This window comes from Rhizobium azibense (genome assembly GCF_004342325.1).
Lineage (GTDB): Bacteria > Pseudomonadota > Alphaproteobacteria > Rhizobiales > Rhizobiaceae > Rhizobium > Rhizobium etli_B.
Map to the genome: position 1 here is coordinate 182,484 of NZ_SMBJ01000011.1, position 23,063 is coordinate 205,546.

A 23,063-nucleotide genomic window follows, 5' to 3' on the forward strand; every position below is an offset into this window, starting at 1 on the left:
GATTACTCCGCTGCTGTTGAAAACGCCCGGTCGAACATGCCAGAGTAGATCCCGAGCATCGCCTGCGCCTGTGCCTGGGGGCCGAACTGGATAGATCGCGCGCGTGCCTTTAAAGCGAGAGCGGCGCGCAGCTGAGGGTCATCGGCAAGACAATTGAAGGCATCAGCGAAAGAGTGAGGACGATACGGATCGGCAAACAGAGCGGCATCGTTCCAGATTTCGCGATAGGTCGGGATATCGGAAAGGACCAATGCCGCGCCTCCCCTCGCCGCCTCGAGAGCCGCAAGACCGAACGGCTCGTAGACGGAGGGCGAAGCCACGACGCCTGCCTGTCGCATCAGCGCGATCAGCCTGCCATGGGCAAGCTCGCCGCGATGATCGGCATTGCGAAACTGCAGGCATTGACCGTTGGGGCCGTTGCTTTCGCCAACGGCGATCACCGGCCAGCGCGCCAGGGCTGCCGCCGCATCCAGCACGGCGCCGTTTTTCCCGTCGTCCCACCAGCGACCGGCGGCAAGAATGAAGTTCTGCTTGGGCTCGTCGGACGTGTCGAGGGCGCTCGAATTATGAACGACTTTAAGGTTCGGTATCCGGCCATAGGCCGCATCCATGGCAACGGCATGGCTGCGGCTTGGGGCAATCACGGCATTCGCGCGTGCGAAACCGGCAAGGTTCAGCCGATGTTGCCACTGCCAATTCGGCGGTACTTCGCTGCTGCGGACGGCCGCAAACCATGTCACGACACAGGAATGGCAAACCACGATCACCGGCAGTTCGGTTTTCATGTTCGCCGCCTGCGACGGCAGATTGAGGTGCAGAAGATCGGCCTGTTCTCGATGAGCGAGGTCCACGACCAGGCGCGGCACCTTTGCGACTGCCTTTTGGTCCTGCACCATCCAGTCGAGGGGCGCGTCCAGCCAGACGAGCTTGCCGTTCCGGTTTGCCTCGGCGATCTTTTCCTCTGTCGGGGACGGCCCCAACCCTGCGAAGACCACCTCGATATTCTTCGGCTTCAGGGCTGCCGCCAAGTCCATGGCGTAACGCCAGACGCCTCCCACGGCGTCGACCGTCATCAGCACGCGGCGGTGCCGGTTGGGTCGCTGCTGACCGATCATGCCGATGCCTTTCGCTTTTCCCTGCGAATCTGCCGGCCGCCGAAACGGTTGGCGACCAGCCATTCGGCAAGATGCCGCAAGCCGCTGCGCCATTCGATGCTGGCTGCCCAGCCGGTTTCGCTTCGGAGTTTTTCCGTATTGGCCACGAAATAGAACTGGTCGCCGGCGCGCCATGGACCGAAGCTGGTTTCGACGGGACGTCCGATAAGCTCTTCGATCTCGCGCAGCACCGCTACGACGCTGACGGCATTGCGTGGCCCTCCGCCAAGGTTGAAGGCATTCCCGCTCACGCGAGCGATCTTGTCGAGCAGAGACCGGTAGGCGGCAACAGCATCATCCACATGCAGGACGTCCCGCACCTGTTTGCCGCTGCCGTAAACCGAAACGGCTTCGCCGCCGAGCGCCCGGATTAAAAAATGCGCTACCCATCCCTGGTCTTCGGTGCCGAACTGACGAGGCCCATAAACGCAACTCATGCGCAAGACGGCAGCCGGTATGCCGTAGGACTTGGCGTAGTCGAGGATATACTGGTCAGCCACGCCTTTCGAACAGCCGTAAGGCGTGCAGAAATCGAGCGGCCGATCCTCGCCAATGCCTTTGGCCCGCACGACCTCGTTTTCCGGGATATAGCGATCCTCGAGCTCGACCATCCCCAGATCGTCGAGAGCGCCATAGACCTTGTTGGTGCTGGCGAAGATGACCGGCGCCCGTCTGCCCGCCTTGCGCACCGACTCCAGCACATTGAGGGTGCCACGGGCATTCGTTTCGAAATCCTCGAGCGGATCGACAAGGCTGGTGGTCACGGCCGTTTGCGCAGCATAGTGGAAAACGGCCTTGGCATCCTTGAAGGAAGCCTCGATGCCCAAAAGATCGCGAACATCGGCAAGAACGGGATGAACCCGTGCGCCATGCCGTTCAATGAGCCAGGAAAGGTTCTGGTCCACGCCGGCTCGTCCCAGATTGTCCAGAATGATGACGTCTTCGCCATCGCTCAAGAGACTGTCGGCGAGATTGGAACCGATGAAGCCACTGCCGCCGGTCACGACAATGGGTGCAGCACCGGAGGCAAGATGCGGTGCTGCGAGCGCTGCAACCTCTTGCACTTTTCTCACACCCCCTTCCACAAGCAGCCGGGCAAGAAGCTTGGGCTTGTTGTCATGGGTAACCGCGCCGAGATGGTAATGCCGGGGATCGAACCACAGACCCTCCTGCACAGGAACGTCAGGCGGCACATCGCGCCACGAATACCAGTACATGCGGTCGGCCGGCACGTTGAGAGCTTTGACGAAGCGCCGCGCCTGTTCGATCTCGTCGTTGCGCCAGGTGGAGTAGCCGGCCTCGGTGATCCAGATCTCGGCATCGGCATTGTAACGGTCGACGATCCCGCGCATCTCGCCGAGGTGCATGTCCCAGCCGCCCCAGGTCCCTGCTTCGCTGTCCCAGGTTCCAGGAAAACCGTGAAAGCCGACTGCATCGACGACGTTTATCACGCCCCGCATGCCCATAAGGTTCAGCCAATAGGGATCGAAGGGGCATGGCCCGCCGAGTACCGGCTTGTAACCCCTCTGCTTTGCCCAGTAGGCGGCGCCACCGACCATCTCGCAGAAGAGCAGGAAATCGCTGTCCTGTCGCCAGTCCCAGTCGAGCAAGTTGTTCGGTTCGTTCCAAAGCTCGATGTGGCTGAAATACTTGCCATAGCGGGTTAGGACGTGATCGACGAAATCGGCATAGGACTTGAGATTGGCCGGCGGTCCTGAAGACCGGCCCGTGCGCGACATGGAAGGCGGCGTATAGTGGATGCAGGGGAGAAGATCGATCTCGCTCCCGACCTTCGGAATCAGCCAATCGAACCATTCCTGACCGCCCGGCGCCAGATACTCCGCCCAGGACAGATGCGTGCGCAGATAACTGGCGCCGCCGGAAAGGATATCGGGAAGGACCGCTTCGGTCCGCTCATATTCGCCTGGTCGGAACCACTCGACGAAACCGAACCGCTTTGTCTCCTTCTGGCTGGACAGGCGAGAGCCGTTCTTGCTCATGAGATCAAGCCCCGCTCTTCCAGTTGCCGCTTCATCTCGACCCCGCGGTCGATTGCCCCTACCTGCCTGATCCAGTCGGCAAACGGCGCGAGCGAATTCTCAAGGCGATCCTTCGGTTCGAAGCCGAGCAGTTCGCGCGCTTTTGAAATGTCGGCAAAGCAGTTGCGGATGTCTCCGGAGCGCGCCTTGTTCATGATGTCCGGGCGGATTTCCGGCACACCCATTGCATCAGCAAGAAGCGTCGCAACATCCGAAATCGAGTAGGCATGGCCGCTGCCGATGTTGATGACATGGCCGGCGGCTGCTGGCTTCTCCAGCGCAAGGCGGAAAGCCACCGCGACGTCTCGCACATGGACGAAATCGCGACGTTGTCTTCCATCCTCGAAGATCATCGGCGGTTGCCCGTTGGCAAGACGCGAACCGAAATTCGCAAGCACACCCGTATACGGATTGGAAAGTGCCTGCCCGGCGCCGAAGACATTGAAAAGCCGCAGGGCAACGGCATGCAGGCCGTAAGCTTCGCCCAAGATCAGCACCTGCCTTTCCTGCGCATATTTCGTCAAAGCGTAGATCGACGCCAGATCGACCGGTTTCTCCTCATCCGTCGCGATCGGAACAAGGGGATCGCCATCCTCACCAAGAGGATCCCATTGGCCGCGTTTCGTCTCACGCGCCTTTCTCCGGACGTGTCCGAGCCTTCGGCCATCTGCAGTCTGGTAGAGCCCTTCGCCATAGACGCTCATCGAGGAAGCGACGACGATCTTTTTCACTGGCAATCCGAGCATGTTCTCGAGGAGAACGGCAGTTCCGAGGTCGTTGCAACCGACGTAGCGGGCAATCTCGTACATCGACTGCCCCACGCCGACTTCGGCGGCAAGATGAACCACGCCGTCAACATCGGCGAGCGCCGCATGCGCTGCGACCTTGTCCCGCACATCGCCGTAGATGACCTCTATGCCTTCCGGCACCGCGACCTCGGCATCGGCGTGCACCTGATCGACGAGCGCATCAAGAATGCGCACGTCATAGCCGTTTTCGATAAGTTCTTCAGCGACATGGCGACCAATGAAGCCGCACCCGCCCGTGATCAAGATCCTCGCCATTTTGATCTGTCCCATTGAAAAAGTCGTTTCGGAGACGACCAACGAACTGGCCTCGAAAGTAAAAGTTCCTTCATCAATGACATCTTTATTGACTTCATCATCTATGACTTCTTTGACTTCTACCGGAACCCATCGCAGTGCCCCGCAGTTCTAGGGATGCACCCTGGAGAACATCTGATGGATACTGCGCACGGATCCGCGCCAGACGTTATGCATGCTGCAATTGTGACCGGCCCCGGACAATTGTCAGTCGAGACGCGCCCCCTGCCGGAGCCGCTTTCGGGCCAGGTGAGAGTCAAGTTGGAAGGATGCGGCGTCTGCGCGTCGAACCTGACGCCTTGGGCGGGACCCGAATGGATGACATTCCCGACTGAGCCCGGGGGTCTGGGTCACGAGGGCTGGGGAAGCGTCGATGCAATTGGTGAAGACGTCACAGGACTTCATATCGGAGACCGCGTCGCGATCCTCTCCTATCACGCCTATGCCACCCATGACATTGCCGACGCCGCCATGGTTGTGCCGCTGCCTGAGGAACTGGACGGTCAGCCATTTCCGGGCGAGCCACTTGGGTGCGCCATGAACGTCTTTCGTCGTTCCAACATCGAAAACGGCAAGACGGTCGCCATTATCGGCATCGGCTTTCTCGGTTCGCTGCTCACCCAACTCGCAACGGCAGCGGGAGCGCGCGTGCTCGCGATCTCGCGACGCCCTTACGCCGTGGAAGTCGCTGCACGGATGGGGGCGGCCGAGACCGTCTTGATGGACGATCACTGGCGCATCATCGAAAGCGTCCAAAAGCTGACGGATGGAAAATTCTGTGATTGCGTGATCGAAGCCGTCGGCAAGCAGTGGCCACTCGATCTTGCTGGCGAACTGACAAAGGAGCGTGGGCGGCTGATCATTGCCGGGTACCACCAGGACGGTCCCCGACAGGTCAACATGCAGCTCTGGAACTGGCGCGGACTTGACGTCATCAACGCCCACGAGCGTGACCCAGCCGTCTACATGCAGGGCATCCGCGACGCGATAGAGGCTGTGCGACGCGGAACGATCGATCCCCGATCGCTCTATACGCACGTCTATCCTCTAGAAAGGCTGGACGAGGCTCTTGACGCAACGCGCGACCGCCCCGACGGCTTCCTTAAGGCATTGGTGCAATATTCATGAACGGGATCGTTTCCAGGCAAGGTGCGGCAGTCACCGCCAGGCCGCTGAAGCTCGGCTTTCTGGGCGTGGGATGGATTGGCCGTCACCGGATGAAGGCAATTTGCGACAGCGGCCTCGGCGAGGCTGTCGCCATTGCCGATCCTTCCGAGGAGATGGCGCGAGAAGCCAAGGCGATAGCACCCGGGGCCAGGATCGCAGCCGACCTTGACGATTTGCTTTGCGAGCACCTGGACGGCCTGGTGATTGCGACACCGAGCGCAAACCACGCCGCACAATCCATTCGCGCCCTTGAAGCAGGTATTCCCGTCTTTTGCCAGAAACCGCTGGGACGGACGGCGTCCGAGGTGAAGGCCGTCATCGATGCGTCCAGGGCAGCCGACAGGCTCCTCGGTGTCGATCTATCCTATCGGCACACGAAAGGCATGCAAAAGATTCGGGAGCTCATTCGCGCAAACGCGCTCGGAAAGGTGTTCGCAACAGACCTGACCTTCCATAATGCCTACGGTCCCGACAAGCCATGGTTCTATGACAGAAGCCTTTCCGGCGGCGGCTGCCTCATCGATCTCGGCGTCCACCTTGTCGACCTGGCCCTATGGAGTCTTGATTTTCCGTCTGTCAAAACCGTCACGAGCCGGTTGAGAGCGGGTGGGAAACGGCTGGGGCAGGCAGGCGGCCAGGTCGAAGACTTCGCAACTGCTACGCTGACGCTTGAAGGCGACGAAGTCGTGCGGCTGACATGCTCCTGGCGGCTTCAGGCGGGCTGTGAGGCGATCATCGGAGCTGAATTTTTCGGAACCGAGGGAGGGGCTTCCTTCAGAAATGTCGACGGCTCGTTCTACGACTTCACCGCAGACAAGCTGCTGGGCACCTCGCGTAAAAACCTTGTCCAGCCTCCCGACGAATGGGGCGGACGGGCTGCCGTGGACTGGGCAAGGAAGCTGGCCCGGGAACCTGGCCATGATAGCGCTTGCGAGGAATTCCTGGCGGTCGCCGAAGTAATCGACCGCATCTACCATGGCGAGGAATGACAATCCTGGCCTTTGCCAACTGCGGACCGAACGGGAAATTTTCCGGTATTCGGCATCCAAGGTCTGCGCCGCAGCGTTAGCGGATGGCTTTTTCGAACCGGACCAAGGCGTCGCCCCGGCGGGAAGGTCGAAAAGCGCCGAGCCGCGCTCCAACTCCAAGAGACAAAGAGCGTTTCCAGCGCCGTTGAGCGCGTTTCGTCGCGGACTGGAACCTGAAACACAGTGCATGGTTTCTTTCTCCGAAGGAAATTCCCATGCCGCGATGGAACTGCAACAAGGGACCGATTTTTTGACCGAAACCACCACTCGATCCGAGGGGCATGAAAAGGCTCGCCTCGAAACCAGGCGCTTGCTGGCCGCCGGTCAGTTGTCGCAGCCGCCATGGTTGCTGCTTTGGGCACAGGTCGAATCGATCCGTTCGCAGTTTCGCCTGCGGGAACAGCAGCGACCCAATGTCCGTCTCAGACTGGCGAACAGATGTCTGCCGCCTCGAAGGAGGATATTTCGCCCCGCCGACAGCAGCACAGCGGTGCCGCCGTTGCCGAGCCGCCAGTTTAAAAACTTTAGGAGAATGGTGCATGTCGACCTCGCCAGCAGCAAACTCGGCAAATGTCTCGCGACGCCTTGACCGCAATATCGAGACGCTTCTTCGACGGCGGCAGGTCGAGGAACGGAGCGCTCCGTTGCAGGATCGGGTGGCCGGTGAAATTACCCGTTTCGCCGGTTCGATGAATTTCGTCTACTTTCATGCGGTCGTCTTCGGCGCCTGGATTCTCGCCAATGTCGGCTTGCTTCCCTTCATCCCGGAATTCGATCCGTCCCTTGTGATCCTTGCCATGGTTGCCTCCGTCGAGGCGATCTTCATCTCGACATTCGTTCTGATCAGTCAGAACAGAATGGCCGAGGCCGATGACAAGCGATCCGATCTGAACCTCCAGATTTCGCTTCTGGCCGAACATGAGGCGACACAACTTCTCACGATCGTGGCGGCAATTGCCGAAAAGCTTGGCGTTGAGGTGGAGCAGACTGCGGAAATCGAAGAACTGAAAGAAGACGTCGCCCCGGAGGAGGTTCTCGACACGATTGAAGAAAAGGCCAGAAACGGACTGTAGGCCTGAACAATGAAGCCAGCCGCCGAGTAAGCAGTCGTCAAATGCGATTGCCGATCCCTTCATTCGCCAGCCATGAAAATCGCGTCGGCGGCCTTGGGCTTTGATAATACTCCTGAAGAACACTTGCCGAATGTCCTGATTTGGACTATATCTTGATCGGGATAAGGAGATCATGATGTTGCGTACGCGCCGCACAGAGGAACGAGACGAGAGTGGCCTGCAGCGCCTGGACCCGGACCGATTTGCTCCCGCAAGCCGCAAAAGGCTGAGCGCGCCGGCCCTGCGAACCTTTCTGGCGATCGCCGACCTCTGGGGCCTGAACGAAGAGCAGCGTTTGCTTGTACTGGGCTACCCGTCTCGGTCCACCTATCACAACTGGGCCAAGCAAGCGCGCGAACATGGTGCCTTCACGCTGGACGTCGATACCCTCACTCGAATCTCGGCCGTGCTCGGTATTCATCAGGCGCTTGGAATCCTGTTTCCCGACGAACGCGCCGGCCTCGCGTGGCTGCGGACGCCGCATGATGCGCTTGTTTTCGGCGGCCATCCTCCACTCAGCGTTGTCACGAGCGGAACCCAAGACGGGCTGATGACCGTTCGTCGGTTCCTCGATGCGGCAAGGGGTGGCATCTACATGCATCCGAACACCCTGGATGAAAGATTTGCGCCGTACGAAGACGGGGACATCGTCTTCCGGTGAGTGATCGTGTTGCAAAGGCGCCGCGTCCTGCCTACCGGCTGATCCCATCGCAATTCCCGCCGATCGGACTTTTTGATACCGTTGCGACGACGGCCGATCTCGAAGCCGTGATGGAGCTCGCCGGCTGGACCAATGACCGTCTCGTTGCAGACCGCATCCAACGGCTTCCCAAGGGCGAATGGGTCTATGGCATGCCCAATTCCAGCATTGTGATGGCGGCATTTTTGCATGTTGCGCCGGGCGGCATGCGATTTAACGGTCCCGATCTCGGCGCCTGGTATGCTGCCGACGATCTCCGTACAGCCGCAGCCGAGGTTGGTCATCATCTTCGGCGTGAAGTTGTTGCGCGCGGCGTGGCGACGATGACGCGCACCTATAGAAGCTACTCGGCCATCCTGCTTGGCGATTACCTCGACATTCGTGGAGAACAGGCACTGCGGCCCGAGATCTATGACGGCACCAGCTACACGGCTTCGCAGGCCCTTGGTGAGCAGGTTCGTTCGAACGGCGGGGCCGGCATAGTCTATGACAGCCTGCGGCGCAGAGCCGGCGTGAACATTGTCGCACACCGGGCGCGAAACATTCGTGAGGTTGTGCAGGCCGACCACTTCGAGATTACCGTGTCTGCCGCCGATCGACGTATCGATGTGCGAAGGCTAGCGGCCTAGCCGTGGAAACCGGTAAACCGTCTCGTTCGCAAAGGCAGGATGGATGGAAAAGACGGAACCCTCATCGATGCAGTAAACATCGCCGTAGCTTCGGCATCTTTTCAGTACTGCGCGATATCGCCGCTTTCAGATTGCGCAAGCGTCAGGGGATAGCGCTCCGGGTGATGCACAAGGGCCGTGAGGTTCACCGGCCGGTTTCGGCTGTCGAATGCGATCTGATCGACAGTCAGGACGGCCGCGGGCGAATGCAGGTCCAGCATCTCTGCTTCCTCGCGAGAGGCGAGACGCGCACTCAGCGTTGTCTGTCCGCGCGATGGATGGATGTGATGGTGCTGGCGAAGCTCCGCATAGAGAGAACGGTTGCCGATCGTCCAATCGAGATCCAGAAGCCCAGGAACGCGGGCCGCCGGCAGCCAATCGGTCTGGATGACGACCGGGATCTCATCAAGCAAGCGCAATCTTGAGAGCACGACGACATCTGCGCCCGGCGGCAGGAAAAGCGGCCGGCTGATCTCCAGCGGCGCGCGAAGAACACGTGCCTCTATCAGGCGATGTCCAGGAACCCGGCCGTTCGAAATGGCCGTGGCTGTAAAGCTCTTGAGAACCTGCAGTTCGAAGCCGCCGCTGTGTTCTGCAACATAAAGCCCCTTGCCCGGCTGGCTCGTCACCACGCCCTGCTGGACCAGCTCGCGTATTGCGTGTCGAATCGTGATGCGGCTGACGTCGAACAGATCAACTAATTCGCGTTCCGAGGGTAATTTCCCTCTCAAGGGCAGCTTGCCGTTCCGGATCGAGGTCAAAAGCGCTTCGTAAACCTGCTTGTGAAGCGGCCGGGGATCTTCGCGGTCCACCAGACTTTGAGTCATGATGGAAAGCGGGTGCTCCTGACGCTTGTTCAAACCTGTTCCCCTTTCCTTTGCGTTCATTTTGCAACCACTCTCCACGCAATTCTCGATAAAGTCTATATTGACATGACTGGATATAACCAGTCCTAATGTGTGCCCAGGAGCCAAAGAGTTCCATAGATACCGAAGCGCTATCACAAAAAGGGAACAATCCATGTTGAAGAGAAGTCTTGCTGCCTTAGCCGTCTCCGTCGGCATCTGGACCGGCAACGCCCATGCCGAAGCCATTTCCGTATTCTGCTCGCCCACCGAGTTCGAGCTTTGCACAACGGTCGCCAATGCCTGGAAGGAAAAGACCGGCAACGAGGCGAAGATCAACAAGATGCCGGCTTTGCTGGATGATGCCATCCCGCTTTACCAGCAGCTGCTGGCCTCGAAATCCAAGGACATCGACGTCCTGTTCCTGGACGTCATCTGGCTCGGCATGTTCAAGAACAACCTGCTCGACCTGAAGACCCTGGTGCCGCAGGCAGACCAAGACAAGCATTTCGCCTCGACGCTCGGCGCAGCCAAGCTTGACGGCAAACTGGTCGCCATGCCCGCCTACATGGATGTCGGGCTGATGTATTATCGCAAGGACCTTCTGGAGAAATATGGCAAGCAGCCGCCCAAGACATGGGACGAGCTGGCAGCCAGCGCCAAGGAAATCCAGGAAAAGGAACGCGCCGCCGGCAATGGCGAGATGTGGGGCTATGCCTGGCAGGCCAAGAGCTACGAAGGCCTGACCTGCGACGCCATCGAACTGATCGCCTCGAACGGCGGCGGCACGATTATCTCCGACGACGGCAAGGTGACGATCGACAATCCGCAGGCTGCCGAAGCGTTAGAGAAGGCCAAAGGCTGGATCGGCAGCATCAGCCCGGAAGGCGTGCTGAATTACGACGAGGAAGCCTCCCGTGCAATCTTCGAGTCGGGAAACGCCGTCTTCCATCGCAACTGGCCCTATGTGTGGGGAACGAGCCACCAGAAAGGCAGTGCCGTCATCGACAAGGTCGGCGTGATGCCGCTTCCCGTCGGCAAGGAGGGCCAAAAGTCGAGCGGCTGCCTCGGCCCGATGTATTACGGCGTTTCCAAGTTCAGCGCCAAGCCTGAGATTGCAGCCGATTTCGTCAACTTCATCACCGCTTCGGAGATGCAGAAAATGCGAGCGATCGAGGCGGCCTACAACCCGTCGATCCAGGCCCTTTACAGCGATGCGGACGTCCTTGCCAAATTGCCCTTCCTCAAGGACAACCAGCAGGCTTTCGCAGATAGTGCAAGCAGACCCTCAGGCTATACCGGCACGAGCTACAACCGCGTTTCGCAAGCCTTTTATCGTTCGGTCCACGACATGCTTTCGGGCGGCGGCGATATCAAGGGCGGGCTGAGCGCCCTTGCAGCACGCCTTGAGAAGCTGAAGGAGAGCCGTTGAGGCTTTTCTGACAAGCCGGCGCGAGCAGGACCCCTTGCCTGCTCGCGCAGCCGGCTTGCTTGCCGCGCAACCGGCCACTGAAGTGGCCGTTGCTTTTCAGCATCATCAAGTTCGGGTGTAAGATGGCATCGGTTTCACTGGACTCCGTTTCAAAAAGCTATGGCACGCATTCCGTGATCGAGGATGTCGATCTCGGGATCAGGGACGGCGAGTTCATCGTCTTCGTCGGCCCGTCGGGATGCGGCAAGTCTACCTTGCTGCGTATCGTCGCCGGCCTGGTGTCTCCGACAAAGGGCGCCGTCAGCATCGGCGGCGACGATGTTACCGACGTTCCCGCCTCCAAGAGGGGCGTTGCCTTTGTCTTCCAATCCTATGCGCTCTATCCGCACATGAGCGTTGCCCGCAATATCGGCTTTGCACTTGAAACGCTCGGTCTTGCGCGGACCGCCATCAGCGACAAGGTGCTTGCCGTTGCAAGAATGCTCAAGGTCGATCATCTGCTGGATCGCCGTCCGAGAGAGCTGTCCGGCGGCCAGCGCCAGCGTGTTGCGATCGGCCGGGCGCTGGTCCGTCAGCCTGAGATCTTTCTTTTCGACGAGCCGCTTTCGAACCTCGATTCGGATCTGCGCATGGAGATGCGCATGGAGATCGCCAAGCTCCACGACGAACTCAAGACGACGATGATCTATGTGACGCACGATCAGTCGGAAGCCATGACGCTCGCCGACAGGATCGTTGTCCTCAATCACGGCCGCATCGAGCAGGTGGGCACGCCGCAAACCCTTTACCACGCGCCAGACAACCGCTTCGTGGCAAGCTTCATCGGAAGCCCGCGGATGAATTTCTTGTCCGTTTCCATGCAAGATGCCGCCGGGGGCAAGGTGATCGCAGGCCCCGGTGGACTTTCTGTTGACGCCGGATTTCTCAGTTCCGATGCAGCGGCAGCGACCATCGGCGTCAGGCCGGAAGCCCTGACCATCGCAGCCGACGGCGCCGGGCGCATATCCGGCGTCCTGGAGCGCGTCGAGGATCTCGGGCATGAGCATTTTGCCTATTGCCGCATTACAGAAGAGGTCGTGTGGGTGATCCGTGTGACTGTTCCGCCCGCCAGGGAAACGATCGGCCGGCGGATCGGATTGAGGTTTGCTGACGAGGCGGTTTTCGTCTTCGACGCGACGGACCGGCGGATCCCGCACGTAAGAGCGGCTGCCACTCCCGCAAGGGCAGCAGAGCAATGAGTGCGCGTCTGGCACGCCGCGACCACGTAGCCGCGTGGCTTTTTCTCGTCCCCGTCATCATCGTGATGCTGCTCGTGGCAGTATGGCCGCTGGCGCGAACCTTCTTCTTTGCCTTCACCGATGCCTATCTTGATGATCCTTCGACCTATTCCATGGTCGGGATCGACAATTTCCTCGACGTCATCAACGACAGAAGCTGGTGGGTGGCCGTCAGGAACACGATCGTCTTCACGGTCATTTCGGTTGCGATCGAAACCGTTCTCGGCCTTGCGATTGCGCTCTTGATCAACGAGGCCATCCCTGGACGGGGGATGGTGCGTGCCGCCATCCTCGTCCCTTGGGCGATCCCTGTCGTCGTTTCCGCGAAAATCTGGGAATGGATGCTGAACGACCAGTTCGGGGTGCTCAACAAGATCCTGATCGGACTGGGCTTTATCGATCACGGAATTGCCTGGACGGCGAGCAGCTCGCTGATCATGGGCGTCATCATTTTTGCCGACGTGTGGATGACGACGCCTTTCATGGTCCTGCTGATCCTCGCCGGACTGCAGCTTATTTCGCCGGAGATATTCGAAGCTGCAGAGGTAGACGGCGTTCCGGCATGGAAGCGCTTCTGGTCGATCACCTTGCCGATGCTCCGGCCGGCGATCGGCGTGGCCGTGCTCTTTCGCGTGCTCGATGCGCTTCGGATGTTCGACCTTGCCTATGTCATGGCTGCCAGCAATGAGAACGTCATGACCGTGTCGATCTACGCGCGTGACAGGCTCATCAGCTTCCAGGAGCTGGGTGTCGGCTCGGCCGCATCGACATGGGTGTTCCTCTTGGTGGCGCTCGCCGCCATCATCATCATCGGCGCGCTGCGTCTTGATCGGGCAAGCGGGGAGCTGACGAAATGACGGATATTGCACTCTACAGAACGGTTCGCAAACCTGCCACCTATTACCGGGTGCGGCGACGCATCGTGAGGCTGCTTCAGTCCGCAGCGCTCCTGCTCGTTTTGCTCTACACGCTTTTCCCCTACTATTGGGCTTTCGTGTCTTCGACGAAACAGGGCGCAGCCCTCTACCGGGCTGCGCTCGTTCCTGCACTCGATTTCACCTACTACCGGCAGCTGATCGACAATCCGGTCTTCATGGGTTCGCTGCTTAATTCCGCCTATGTCGCGGTGGCGACGACGTTCCTGTCGCTCTTCATCGGCCTCAGTGCCGCTTATGCTCTCGGGCGGATCGATTTTCCACAGCGCCGTGCATTGCTGATGATCATCCTGATGATCTCGATCTTTCCGCAGGTCGTCGTTCTCTCCGGCATGTTCGAGCTGATCAACTGGATGGGCTTGTTCAACCGTCCAAGCGCGCTGGTGCTGACCTATCTTCTCTCGACAGTGCCGTTTACGACCTGGGTTCTCACGACCTTCATCCGCGAATTTCCACGTGAGCTGGAAGAAGCGGCAATCATCGACGGATGCTCGCATTTTCGCATTCTGATGAAGATCCTGCTGCCGCTGATGGGTCCGTCGCTTGCCAGCACCGGCATTTTGGCCTTTATCCTGGCGTGGAACGAGTTCCTCTTCGCCCTCACTTTCACTTTGACGGACGAGAACCGAACGGTGCCGGTTGCAATCGGCCTCATTGCCGGAAACAGCCGCTACGAATATCCCTTCGGCCAGATCATGGCGGCCTCGGTGACCGTCACCCTCCCCCTCATCTTGGTGGTGCTTTTCTTCCAGCGCCGCATCGTTGCGGGCCTGACGGCAGGCGCGGTCAAGGGATGAACGACAAAGGACATAATCATGGACATGCTGGTAAAACTCTACGAACTTAAACCCGATCACGCGCTGGACAAGCGTTTGGCAGATCAGGACATCCTGATCCGTCGGATGCTTGCACCCGAGCTCAAAGCGCTGACATCGTGGATCGAGCCGCGCTTTGGCGCCGGATGGGCATCGGAGGCGACCGTCGCGGCAATGCGCCAGCCGCCGTCGTGCTTTGTTGCGGTCAGGGGCGGCGAGCTCATCGGCTTTGCTTGCCACGAGGCGACGGCCAAAGGTTTCTTCGGGCCGACAGGCGTGGATGTTTCTGCCCGCGGCCATGGCGTCGGTCAGGCCTTGCTGATTGCCACCCTGCTCGACATGCACGCCCAGGGCTACGCCTATGGCGTCATTGGCGGCGCCGGCCCGATGGAGTTTTATCGCCGCAGCGTGGGCGCGATCCCGATCGAAGGTTCTGTTCCGGGAATTTATCGCGACATGCTTCCGATAGCCAAGCCAAGCGAAGTCTCCGAATCTGAAAAAATGCCAACCGCAATGCAGCGATGATATCGCGGTCCGCTTTCTGTCCATGAAAATTAATTTCATGATTTCGGGAGAAGCCGCGTTAATGGTTGACGACTTGTAATTTTTGCCCCAACCTGAAGAAAATAAATTACGAAATGGGAACGACTTAAGCATGAAAGTGGGAATCGTAGGGCTGGGATTTCGGCTCGGTTATCTTGGCTATGTTTTCAAGGCTATCGACAGCAGCTTCGAAATCGCAGGCTATGTTGATCCGGAGCCTGCCGGTCTCCCCGGCTTGACGGAAAAGGGTATTTCGGTCGGCAAGGCCTACGCCTCGCCTCAGGAGCTTCTTGCCGGCGAAAAGCTCGATCTGCTGATGATCGGTTCGCCCAACCACATGCATCTGGAACACATCAGGTTGGGCCTTGAGGCCGGCTTGAAAGTGTTTTGCGAAAAGCCGATCGTCACCACGATCGCCGAAAGCATCGAGCTCGCCAGGCTCATGGCAAAGTTCGGCCATGAGCGGTTGATGGTGGGCCTGGTGCTGCGGTATTCGCCGCTCTACAAGGACCTTCGCGCCATCCAGGCGGCCGGCAAGCTCGGCCAGATCGTTTCGATCGAGGCATCCGAACATATCGAACCCTATCACGGCGCGTTCTTCATGCGCGACTGGAGGCGTTACGAGCGGTATTCCGGCAGCTTCATGCTGGAAAAATGCTGCCATGACCTCGACCTCTACAACGGTGTGGTCGGCGCAAGAGCCGAACGCGTGGCAAGCTTCGGCGGACGGAAGAGCTTCATTCCGGCAAATGATCCGGCGCGTGAAGGGATCAACGACCTCGAACTCTTTCACCGCAAACCCAGCGGCTGGATGGGATCGGACAGGGTCTTCGACAGCGATGCCGACATCATCGACTACCAGGTGGCGATCGTCGAATATGCAAATGGCGTCGGCATGAATTTCCACACCAACCTCAACGTTCCGGACCAGTTCCGCCGCTTTGCCATCATGGGTTCGCGCGGGATGGCGGAAGGCGACTTCGTGCGCGGCTATCTCGATGTGCACGAGCAGCTGACCGGCAAGAAGATCGTTGAGACCAAGTACGCCGCGACCGAACTTTCCCAGCATTACGGCGCAGACGAACAGATGGCAGCCGACCTGCTCGACAGCGTCCGCAGCGGCACCGAACTCCCCGTCTCGACGTTGAATGCGCTCGAGGCAGGCATCCTTGCATTGGCGATGGACGAAGCACGGATGAAGAGGACAGTCGTCGATCTGCGTCCTGTGTGGGATCGCTTCGACGAGGCGCTCCACGCCAGAGCGGCTTGAGGGGGGTGGCAGGATGAGTGTTCAAAAAAGCACCGTCATCTTCGCCTGGATCCTTCTCCTTCCAGCTGTCCTTTACGTCATGGCGATCGTCGCCTATCCGCTCGTCGATACGTTCATTCTTTCTTTCACCGACGCATCGCTCAGGAAGACCACGAACTGGGTCGGCTGGGTCAACTACGAGAAGATCTTCAACGCCACATTTGCGGAAGTCATCCTGCGCACCTTCATATGGACGTTCTTTTCGGTCTCGATCAAGATGATCATCGGTACCTTCGGCGCGACCATGCTCAACGCTGCCGTCCCCGGGCGTTCGCTGTTCCGCCTGCTCACCATGCCGCCATGGATCGTGCCGATGGCGATCGGCATCTTCATGTGGGGGTGGATGTACAACGGACAGTTCGGGATGATCTCCGGCCTTCTGCAGCGTTTCGGCCTGACCGACGGACCGGTGGCATTTTTGGCTTACGGCAGCACTGCCTTCTGGGCAACGATCATCACCGACGTCTGGATCGGCGTTCCTCTGGTCACCATCTATTTTCTGGCCGCGATCCAGTCCATTCCGAAGGATCTCTACGAGGCGGCCTGGACCGATGGCGCCGGCCGATTTTATCGTTTCCGCCGCATCACGCTGCCGCTGATGGTCCCGGCGATCATTACCATGTCGATGCTGTCTTTAATCGCCACGTTCAATTCCTTCGATATCATCTGGATTCTGACCCAGGGCGGCCCGAGCGGTCAAACGACGACAATGATCATCGATACCTATCAGACGGCCATCGGCTCCAAGAAATACGGTGAAGGCGCTGCACGTGCGGTGCTGATCTGCATCTTCCTGTCGCTCTTCTGCTTTGCCTATTTCCGTGTCACCCGCCGTCTCAACCCGGAGAAGCGCGCATGAGCAGCCCCGCTATGATCGATCGCTACCGCTGGTGGGAAATCGTGCTGATCTATTGCGGCATTGCGCTGTTTCTGGCCTTCGTTCTTTCGCCCTTCGTCGAAGGCTTTCTGGTTTCGCTGAAACCGTTGAGCCAGCTTTTTTCCTCGCCTTACCGGTTCTGGCCGGAGAACGGCTCCTTCGAGGCCTACCGAACGATGTGGGTCAGCGTTCCAGGTTTCGGGCGCTATATTTTCAATTCGTTCTTCATATCGATCATCGTCACGATAGTCGTCCTGTGTCTCGTCATCCCGGCGTCCTATGCCTTTGCGCGGTTCGAGTTCAGGGGCATGGGCATCCTTCTCGGCGCCTTCCTGACGGTCAACATGTTCTCCGGCGCCGTACTCTTGATCCCTCTCTTCCGGCTGATGCGCAGCATGGGCGTCCTCAATACCTATCTCGCCATGATCGTGCCGGGCGTGGCCTTCCTCATCCCATCGGCGATCTGGCTTCTCAGGACCTATATGATCCGCATTCCCCAGGAATTGAACGAAGCCGCGTATATGGATGGCGCCAGCCATTTCTACACGCTTCGCCGCGTGATCCTGCCGATCGCCATGCCCGGCATCATCGTGGTCGCGATCACCACTTTCATCGGCGCCTATGCGCAGCAATTCATCTTCGCGCTGACCTTCAACTCGAAGACCGAATACATGCCTTTGCCGGTGGGGCTCTTTGCTTATTTCGGTAAGCAGGAGGTCATCTGGAACGAACTGATGGCGGCTTCCTTCGTCGGCATCCTGCCGGCGATGGTCGTCATCTTCTTCCTGCAACGCTACCTCGTCGGCGGGCTGACCGCCGGTGCGGTGAAACAATAAGATCAAGAAAACGAGTGAACAGCTAACACAAGAATGGGAGTCACAACGTGAGTATTACCATCAGAACAGGCCTCATGGCACTCGCCCTGCTCGGTTCGACGGCGTTGACCGCTGTCACGGCCCAAGCCGCCGACCAGGAGATCAGCTGGATTTATTGCGGCGACAAGCTCGATGATATCCACGCGAAGTACATCAAGCAGTGGGAAGAAAAGAACACCGGCTGGAAGATCGCGCCGGAAGTCGTTGGCTGGGCCCAGTGCCAGGACAAGGCAACGACGCTTGCTGCAGCTGGCACGCCAGTCGCAATGGCCTATGTCGGTTCGCGTACGCTCAAGGAGTTTGCCCAGAACGATCTGATCGTCGAGGTCCCGATGACGGACGAAGAAAAGAAGGCCTACTATCCGCACATCGTCGACACCGTCACCTTCGACGGCACGCAATGGGGCGTTCCGATCGCTTTCTCGACAAAGGCGCTTTACTGGAACAAGGATCTCTTCAAGCAGGCCGGCCTTGATCCCGAGAAGCCGCCGAAGACCTGGGACGAGGAAATCGAATATGCCAAGATCATCAAGGAGAAAACCGGAATCCCCGGCTTCGGCCTTTCGGCCAAGACCTTCGACAACACAATGCATCAGTTCATGCACTGGGTTTACACCAACAACGGTACGGTGACGGACGCGGAAGGCAAAATTACCCTCGACAGCCCCGAAGTGCTGAAAGCGCTGGAGGCCTATAAGAGCATCGTGCCCTATTCCGAAGAAGGCCCGACGGCCTACGAGCAGAACGAAGTGCGCGCCATCTTCCTCGACGGCAAGGTCGCGATGATCCAGGCAGGTTCCGGTGCTGCCTATCGCCTGAAGGATACCAAGATCGACTGGGGCATCACGACCCTGCCGCTTGGACCGCAGGCCAAGGGACCAGGCACTCTGCTCATCACCGACAGTCTTGCGATCTTCAAGGGTTCGGGCGTCGAGGACAAGGCTATCGAATTCGCCAAGTTCATCACCTCTCCCGGTCCCCAGGAGGAATATGAGCTCAACGGCGAATCCGGTCTGACGCCGCTTCGTCCGTCGCCGAACATCGACAAGCTGGTGACTGAAAAGCCTTACTGGAAGCCGTTGATCGACGGCATCAGCTACGGTGGTCCAGAACCCCTTTTCACCGACTACAAGGGCTTCCAGAATTCGATGATTGCGATGGTGCAGTCCGTCGTGACCGGTCAGGCTCAACCGGCCGATGCACTCAAGAAGGCTGCCGGCGAAATCGAGGCGTTCAAGTAGCCTTCGTGGGGATCGCGGGGAGCAACAACCCGCGATCCTTCCTGATTGTGCAAGTGCTGCTACAGCAGCGACCGGAGACAGGTTTTGGGACAGCTTTTTCTCAATAATGTGCAGAAATTCTACGGCGACTACGAAGTTCTGAAGGGCGTGCAGCTCGATGTGAAGAACGGCGAGTTCGTTGTCTTCGTCGGTCCCTCAGGCTGCGGCAAATCCACCCTCCTGCGCATGATCGCCGGCCTCGATGCGACAACTGCCGGCGATATCGTCATCGACGGAATCCGGGTCAACGACCTGCCGCCGGTCAAGCGTGGCATTGCCATGGTGTTCCAGTCCTACGCGCTTTATCCGCACATGACCGTTTTCGAGAACATCGCCTTTCCGCTTCGCGTCGAGAAGATGGAGGAGTCAAAACTCAAGGCAAAGGTCGAGAATGCGGCACGCATTCTCCACCTCGACCAGCGCTTGCAGCAGAAGCCCGGAATGCTGTCCGGCGGCCAGCGCCAGCGTGTCGCAATCGGCCGCGCCATCGTTCGCGAGCCGAAGATATTCCTCTTCGACGAACCACTGTCGAACCTCGATGCCGCACTGCGGGCCGACATGCGCATCGAGCTTGCAAAACTGCATCGCCAGTTGAAGGCCACCATGATTTATGTGACGCACGACCAGGTGGAAGCCATGACCATGGCCGACCGCATCGTCGTGCTGGATGCCGGCGATATCTCGCAGACCGGTGCGCCATTGGAGCTTTATCACAAGCCGGCCAACCTCTTTGTTGCCGGTTTCATCGGCAATCCCAAAATGAACTTCCTGCCGGTTACCTGCAAAAGCGTCAGCGAGGCCGGCGTGGAAGTGGACCATGGCGGGCAGACCGCTACTTTGCCGGTTGCTCCGCGCGAAGGCATGATCGGCAAGACGCTTACGCTCGGCATCCGGCCGGAGCATGTGCAGCTTGGTTCCGGCGATATCTCGCTGACCGTTACGCCGACGGTCATCGAACGGCTTGGCGCCCATACGGTCGCCTATGCAGCGCTTAACGGCGAGGGCGAGAACTTCTGCGCGATGCTTCCCGGCAGTGTCGGGATTCGTCCCGATAGGCCTGTGGTCACGGGGATCAACGCCACCGATTGCCACCTCTTCGACGAGGCCGGCTTTTCCTTCGAGCGCCGCGTGGAACTCACGGAAATTGACATGGCCGTGCTTGATCCGACGGCAGCCTAGACCAGGCGACCCTATATGGAAGAAGTCGAATATTCCGCAAGGCGGCGATCATCGGATGCGCTTCGACTGACCCATGAGCCGCTCGGCGAGTGCGAACCGACCCTGCAATTTGCGCGCAAGTCGATTAGGCGGCGCGACGCCGACCAGCCAATTTTCTCCTTGTCTGTGAGCCCAGGTTGCGGCAGCCCATGAGGAAGTAGCGGTTCGGCCACAATCCGAAGAAAGCGGCAACTCGTCCCCACGGTTGCCGCCCTTGCGATTCCAGCTCGGCGAAGGATCGAAGCTGCCCTGTAACTATTTCGCCGGTGGAGGTTGCCAATCTTTTTCTGGTTTCACTTCGACCGTGTCGTGGGCCTCCTGCCAGCTGCTGATGCCGCCAGGGAACCAATAAACGCCGGTAAAGCCCTTCATCACCAGCCGTTTGCCAGCGTTCCAACTACCCCAGCACTCGGGACGGCAGAAGGTAACGATGGGCTTTGAACTGTCCCCTTGTGTCAGTTCATTTACGCGACGAAAAAAAGCTTCCTCTTTCGTTGCCTCAAAAGCCGCTGCTCCGGCACCCGGCATCCACACCGCGCCCGGTATGGAGCGATGTGTCGGCAGCCAAAGTCGATCCTTGGGAAAGTCCTCCGGCTTCTGATCGGCGGGGCCAACGTCAAGAAGCACCGGATCTTTTGGCATGAGCGCCTCAAGTCCTGCCAGATCAATGACGGTGGCACCTGTCAGCGTCGTCGGCGTCTGCCCGCGCATCGGGCCAGTCCACAAGCCGCTCGGCTCCGGCACTTCGGCCCAGGACCATTGCGTGCTGGCGGCGGTTACAAACGACGCAATCGCCAGTGAGGAGGCAACCCTCAGCAATGTTACAATCAGTCCCGACATGCCCGCACCCCTCAATTCGTGGCCGGCGGCACCTTGAAACTCTGTTCCCAACGCGCACCCTTGGTATCGGAAGCGACCACCTTGATCGGCCCATTGCCCTGCGGAACAAAATTGAAGCCGATGACGGGATTTGTAGACAGGGAAATATCGCCCACAATGTCCAGCACGGTCTGGTCGCCGTAGGAGACGGTCATCTTCTCGAGGTAACGCGCCGGCGTGTAAAGCCGAGTAAGCTGGTTCATCTGCATTCCGCTGAAGTTCGGGTGACGGATCATTAGCGTTGCCTCTGCAGGTTTTCCCTGCTGGATGCTCTCGGCGAATTTGATCCTCATTTCCCCCATACCCTTCATCGCTTCCGCGTCGCTGGGGCCGGAAGGCGCAGAGCAGCCGCCCGATGCCTTCACAAAGGCGGCAGTCGAAAACAGCTTCCCGTCCTTCGTCTCGGCAACGGCGTGAACGTTCGTATAGGTGTCGACCCGCACACGCAGCTGCAAGGTTCCAGAGTCCGCGGCCGGCCCGAAGGTGACATGAGCGGCCAGCGGCGCAGGATTGTCATCGATGACAAGATAAACCGATTTGATCTTGTCCTTCTGGGGCATTGTCAAAGTGATCGGCACGAGCGCAGCATCCTGCGCGCGCTTCGGCGCATCAATCTTGATCAATGAATCGGTCGGGACGACTTCGCGGTCGTCGAAGAGGTAATCGGCAATCAGTTGCCAGCGCTGCTCCCGCTGGGCATCCGCCTGGGAGGGTTCTGCTGCAGGAACCGACCCGGCGCAGATCGCCGTGAGCAGAGCCGCCGCAAAGATCGGTCGCACTATCTCCATCATGGGTCTCCTCCTTCTTTCACCCCTCTACATTACTCCCATTCAAGCTCCTTGTAAGCTTGAATGACGTTTCGGCCGTTATAGTCCTCAAACAGCGCCCAGCCTTCGCCTTCTCCCGCCGCGACCACTCGACTGGCCTTTTCTATCCCAAGGCCCTGCGCTATCGCCTTGCGCGTTTCATCGCGCAGAACCGTAAGATAGCGCACCTGTTTTGCCATGGCCGGTCGAAAATCGACCATTGCCGGTCCATGACCCGGAACTGCGCGAGAAGCACCAATGCCGTCGAGCCGCTTGGCTTCATTCAACCATCCGGGCAGGCTACCATCCAGCGAGGGAACGCGACCGACGAAGAGCAGGTCGGCAGGAAACAGGGTTCCCGTGGATGTATCGAACATCGACAGGTCGCAATCGGTGTGGGCGGTATCATGCGCAGTAATGCGGACAATGCGGTCGCCGAGATCAACTTCGGCCACATCTTCAATCTCGCGGGTGGGATAAACAATGGCGCCTACGCTCCTGGATCCGAGAATGTCGACGAGACGCTCGTGATAAAAACTTCCCCGCGCATCGAGAGCACGGCTCAGAGCGTGATGGCCGATAAATTCCGGCTGTTCTTCCGCAAAGGCCGCAGCGCCAAAGCAATGATCGGGATGGACGTGGGACATCACGACATACCGGATCGGCTTGTCGGTGCATTTCCTGATTTGCGAGCGAAGCCATTGCCCGTCTGCCAGACTGCCTCCCGGATCGATCACGAGCACGCCGTCGCGTCCGATGATGAAGCCTATGTTTGCAATGCCTCCGTTGTTTTCACGAGTGGCTTCCTCGTGCGGCGCCTCGCGAATGAAGAGGCCGTTCCCGACGTCCTTCAACGAAAAGCATTCGCTAGCAGATCCACGTGCCGGCAGACAGCACATGCAAAGACCAAGCGCCAAGGCTTCACGTCGCGTGAAGCGAGCGCTACCGGCGGATGGTCCGGCATATTCGACCCGGGTGAGCTCATCTGTTGACATGTTTAA

The 23,063-nt window shown here is 59.1% G+C and carries 23 protein-coding genes; 16 read left to right on the forward strand and 7 right to left on the reverse strand.

The annotated features are described in order from the left end of the window. Positions 1 to 2 precede the first annotated feature (2 nt). Genes EV130_RS25720 through EV130_RS25730 form a run of 3 tightly spaced genes read right to left on the reverse strand, consistent with a single transcriptional unit; the run spans position 3 to position 4,257 of the window. Positions 3 to 1,115 (reverse strand): glycosyltransferase family 4 protein, encoded by a 1,113-nt coding sequence (locus EV130_RS25720; RefSeq protein ID WP_132662072.1) that lies wholly within the window; start codon positions 1,113 to 1,115, stop codon positions 3 to 5. Next, on the reverse strand, positions 1,112 to 3,154 hold the full coding sequence (locus EV130_RS25725) for an NAD-dependent epimerase/dehydratase family protein (RefSeq protein WP_074062233.1): 2,043 nt from the start codon (positions 3,152 to 3,154) through the stop codon (positions 1,112 to 1,114). The genes EV130_RS25720 and EV130_RS25725 overlap by 4 nt, the downstream gene beginning before the upstream one ends. Further along, a complete protein-coding gene (locus tag EV130_RS25730) occupies positions 3,151 to 4,257 on the reverse strand; it encodes an NAD-dependent epimerase/dehydratase family protein (RefSeq protein WP_132553556.1) in 1,107 nt (368 codons plus the stop codon). The genes EV130_RS25725 and EV130_RS25730 overlap by 4 nt, the downstream gene beginning before the upstream one ends. 177 nt (positions 4,258 to 4,434) lie before the next feature. Here EV130_RS25730 and EV130_RS25735 point away from each other — a divergent pair, with 177 nt between their 5' ends. The 6 genes from EV130_RS25735 (at position 4,435) to EV130_RS25760 (ending at position 8,932) form a co-directional block, all read left to right on the forward strand. Next, positions 4,435 to 5,424, forward strand: a complete 990-nt coding sequence (locus EV130_RS25735; protein WP_132662074.1) for an MDR/zinc-dependent alcohol dehydrogenase-like family protein — start codon at positions 4,435 to 4,437, stop codon at positions 5,422 to 5,424. After that, entirely contained in the window at positions 5,421 to 6,452 is a 1,032-nt protein-coding gene (locus EV130_RS25740; protein ID WP_132662076.1) for a Gfo/Idh/MocA family protein, read from the forward strand. The genes EV130_RS25735 and EV130_RS25740 overlap by 4 nt, the downstream gene beginning before the upstream one ends. A gap of 226 nt (positions 6,453 to 6,678) precedes the next feature. Beyond that, positions 6,679 to 7,080, forward strand: a complete 402-nt coding sequence (locus EV130_RS25745) for a hypothetical protein (RefSeq protein ID WP_132662078.1) — start codon at positions 6,679 to 6,681, stop codon at positions 7,078 to 7,080. After that, positions 7,031 to 7,564, forward strand: a complete 534-nt coding sequence (locus tag EV130_RS25750; RefSeq protein ID WP_132553564.1) for a DUF1003 domain-containing protein — start codon at positions 7,031 to 7,033, stop codon at positions 7,562 to 7,564. Before EV130_RS25745 ends, EV130_RS25750 begins: the two co-directional genes overlap by 50 nt. 175 nt (positions 7,565 to 7,739) lie before the next feature. Beyond that, positions 7,740 to 8,264, forward strand: a complete 525-nt coding sequence (locus EV130_RS25755) for an MbcA/ParS/Xre antitoxin family protein (RefSeq protein ID WP_074062237.1) — start codon at positions 7,740 to 7,742, stop codon at positions 8,262 to 8,264. Then, entirely contained in the window at positions 8,261 to 8,932 is a 672-nt protein-coding gene (locus EV130_RS25760; protein ID WP_132553566.1) for an RES family NAD+ phosphorylase, read from the forward strand. Before EV130_RS25755 ends, EV130_RS25760 begins: the two co-directional genes overlap by 4 nt. 101 nt (positions 8,933 to 9,033) lie before the next feature. On the opposite strand, the gene EV130_RS25765 is transcribed toward EV130_RS25760, so the two are convergent. After that, positions 9,034 to 9,798, reverse strand: a complete 765-nt coding sequence (locus EV130_RS25765; protein WP_074063286.1) for a GntR family transcriptional regulator — start codon at positions 9,796 to 9,798, stop codon at positions 9,034 to 9,036. Between the two features lie 193 nt (positions 9,799 to 9,991). Here EV130_RS25765 and EV130_RS25770 point away from each other — a divergent pair, with 193 nt between their 5' ends. The 10 genes from EV130_RS25770 (at position 9,992) to EV130_RS25815 (ending at position 20,338) form a co-directional block, all read left to right on the forward strand. Further along, a complete protein-coding gene (locus tag EV130_RS25770) occupies positions 9,992 to 11,248 on the forward strand; it encodes an ABC transporter substrate-binding protein (protein WP_132553568.1) in 1,257 nt (418 codons plus the stop codon). A gap of 122 nt (positions 11,249 to 11,370) precedes the next feature. Further along, entirely contained in the window at positions 11,371 to 12,486 is a 1,116-nt protein-coding gene (locus EV130_RS25775; RefSeq protein WP_074063287.1) for an ABC transporter ATP-binding protein, read from the forward strand. Next, on the forward strand, positions 12,483 to 13,382 hold the full coding sequence (locus EV130_RS25780) for a carbohydrate ABC transporter permease (protein WP_074062240.1): 900 nt from the start codon (positions 12,483 to 12,485) through the stop codon (positions 13,380 to 13,382). The genes EV130_RS25775 and EV130_RS25780 overlap by 4 nt, the downstream gene beginning before the upstream one ends. Beyond that, positions 13,379 to 14,257 (forward strand): carbohydrate ABC transporter permease, encoded by an 879-nt coding sequence (locus EV130_RS25785; protein ID WP_074062241.1) that lies wholly within the window; start codon positions 13,379 to 13,381, stop codon positions 14,255 to 14,257. Before EV130_RS25780 ends, EV130_RS25785 begins: the two co-directional genes overlap by 4 nt. Positions 14,258 to 14,275: 18 nt before the next feature. Beyond that, positions 14,276 to 14,800, forward strand: coding sequence for a GNAT family N-acetyltransferase (locus EV130_RS25790; protein WP_132662080.1), 525 nt, complete (start codon positions 14,276 to 14,278; stop codon positions 14,798 to 14,800). 130 nt (positions 14,801 to 14,930) lie between these two features. After that, positions 14,931 to 16,088: a Gfo/Idh/MocA family protein gene (locus EV130_RS25795; protein WP_074062243.1), complete on the forward strand. Its 1,158-nt coding sequence runs from the start codon at positions 14,931 to 14,933 to the stop codon at positions 16,086 to 16,088. 13 nt (positions 16,089 to 16,101) lie between these two features. Continuing rightward, positions 16,102 to 16,986 carry a carbohydrate ABC transporter permease gene (locus EV130_RS25800; protein ID WP_074062244.1) on the forward strand — a complete coding sequence of 295 codons (885 nt, stop codon included), beginning with the start codon at positions 16,102 to 16,104 and terminating at the stop codon, positions 16,984 to 16,986. Continuing rightward, complete coding sequence (locus EV130_RS25805) at positions 16,983 to 17,840, forward strand: carbohydrate ABC transporter permease (RefSeq protein ID WP_074062245.1); 858 nt, start codon at positions 16,983 to 16,985, stop codon at positions 17,838 to 17,840. Before EV130_RS25800 ends, EV130_RS25805 begins: the two co-directional genes overlap by 4 nt. 74 nt (positions 17,841 to 17,914) lie before the next feature. Then, positions 17,915 to 19,120 carry an ABC transporter substrate-binding protein gene (locus tag EV130_RS25810; RefSeq protein ID WP_074062246.1) on the forward strand — a complete coding sequence of 402 codons (1,206 nt, stop codon included), beginning with the start codon at positions 17,915 to 17,917 and terminating at the stop codon, positions 19,118 to 19,120. 84 nt (positions 19,121 to 19,204) lie between these two features. Next, complete coding sequence (locus EV130_RS25815; RefSeq protein ID WP_074062247.1) at positions 19,205 to 20,338, forward strand: ABC transporter ATP-binding protein; 1,134 nt, start codon at positions 19,205 to 19,207, stop codon at positions 20,336 to 20,338. A gap of 294 nt (positions 20,339 to 20,632) precedes the next feature. Here the strand turns inward: EV130_RS25815 and EV130_RS25820 are convergent, their stop codons facing one another. Genes EV130_RS25820 through EV130_RS25830 form a run of 3 tightly spaced genes read right to left on the reverse strand, consistent with a single transcriptional unit; the run spans position 20,633 to position 23,057 of the window. Continuing rightward, on the reverse strand, positions 20,633 to 21,217 hold the full coding sequence (locus EV130_RS25820) for a rhodanese-like domain-containing protein (RefSeq protein ID WP_074062248.1): 585 nt from the start codon (positions 21,215 to 21,217) through the stop codon (positions 20,633 to 20,635). An 11-nt stretch (positions 21,218 to 21,228) separates the two neighbouring features. Then, positions 21,229 to 22,047: a quinoprotein dehydrogenase-associated SoxYZ-like carrier gene (locus tag EV130_RS25825; protein WP_074062249.1), complete on the reverse strand. Its 819-nt coding sequence runs from the start codon at positions 22,045 to 22,047 to the stop codon at positions 21,229 to 21,231. Positions 22,048 to 22,076: 29 nt separating this feature from the next. Then, positions 22,077 to 23,057, reverse strand: a complete 981-nt coding sequence (locus EV130_RS25830) for a quinoprotein relay system zinc metallohydrolase 2 (protein ID WP_132553574.1) — start codon at positions 23,055 to 23,057, stop codon at positions 22,077 to 22,079. Positions 23,058 to 23,063: the final 6 nt, after the last annotated feature.

Coding starts and splice junctions, on each gene's coding strand:
- EV130_RS25790 (WP_132662080.1), top strand. CDS start 14,276: ATGGACATGCTGGTAAAACTCTACGAACTTAAACCCGATCACGCGCTG.
- EV130_RS25750 (WP_132553564.1), top strand. CDS start 7,031: ATGTCGACCTCGCCAGCAGCAAACTCGGCAAATGTCTCGCGACGCCTT.
- EV130_RS25795 (WP_074062243.1), top strand. CDS start 14,931: ATGAAAGTGGGAATCGTAGGGCTGGGATTTCGGCTCGGTTATCTTGGC.
- EV130_RS25830 (WP_132553574.1), bottom strand. CDS start 23,057: ATGTCAACAGATGAGCTCACCCGGGTCGAATATGCCGGACCATCCGCC.
- EV130_RS25740 (WP_132662076.1), top strand. CDS start 5,421: ATGAACGGGATCGTTTCCAGGCAAGGTGCGGCAGTCACCGCCAGGCCG.
- EV130_RS25805 (WP_074062245.1), top strand. CDS start 16,983: ATGAGCAGCCCCGCTATGATCGATCGCTACCGCTGGTGGGAAATCGTG.
- EV130_RS25755 (WP_074062237.1), top strand. CDS start 7,740: ATGTTGCGTACGCGCCGCACAGAGGAACGAGACGAGAGTGGCCTGCAG.
- EV130_RS25735 (WP_132662074.1), top strand. CDS start 4,435: ATGGATACTGCGCACGGATCCGCGCCAGACGTTATGCATGCTGCAATT.
- EV130_RS25720 (WP_132662072.1), bottom strand. CDS start 1,115: ATGATCGGTCAGCAGCGACCCAACCGGCACCGCCGCGTGCTGATGACG.
- EV130_RS25780 (WP_074062240.1), top strand. CDS start 12,483: ATGAGTGCGCGTCTGGCACGCCGCGACCACGTAGCCGCGTGGCTTTTT.
- EV130_RS25800 (WP_074062244.1), top strand. CDS start 16,102: ATGAGTGTTCAAAAAAGCACCGTCATCTTCGCCTGGATCCTTCTCCTT.
- EV130_RS25765 (WP_074063286.1), bottom strand. CDS start 9,798: ATGACTCAAAGTCTGGTGGACCGCGAAGATCCCCGGCCGCTTCACAAG.
- EV130_RS25745 (WP_132662078.1), top strand. CDS start 6,679: ATGGTTTCTTTCTCCGAAGGAAATTCCCATGCCGCGATGGAACTGCAA.
- EV130_RS25785 (WP_074062241.1), top strand. CDS start 13,379: ATGACGGATATTGCACTCTACAGAACGGTTCGCAAACCTGCCACCTAT.
- EV130_RS25725 (WP_074062233.1), bottom strand. CDS start 3,154: ATGAGCAAGAACGGCTCTCGCCTGTCCAGCCAGAAGGAGACAAAGCGG.
- EV130_RS25730 (WP_132553556.1), bottom strand. CDS start 4,257: ATGGCGAGGATCTTGATCACGGGCGGGTGCGGCTTCATTGGTCGCCAT.
- EV130_RS25825 (WP_074062249.1), bottom strand. CDS start 22,047: ATGATGGAGATAGTGCGACCGATCTTTGCGGCGGCTCTGCTCACGGCG.
- EV130_RS25775 (WP_074063287.1), top strand. CDS start 11,371: ATGGCATCGGTTTCACTGGACTCCGTTTCAAAAAGCTATGGCACGCAT.
- EV130_RS25820 (WP_074062248.1), bottom strand. CDS start 21,217: ATGTCGGGACTGATTGTAACATTGCTGAGGGTTGCCTCCTCACTGGCG.
- EV130_RS25770 (WP_132553568.1), top strand. CDS start 9,992: ATGTTGAAGAGAAGTCTTGCTGCCTTAGCCGTCTCCGTCGGCATCTGG.
- EV130_RS25810 (WP_074062246.1), top strand. CDS start 17,915: ATGGCACTCGCCCTGCTCGGTTCGACGGCGTTGACCGCTGTCACGGCC.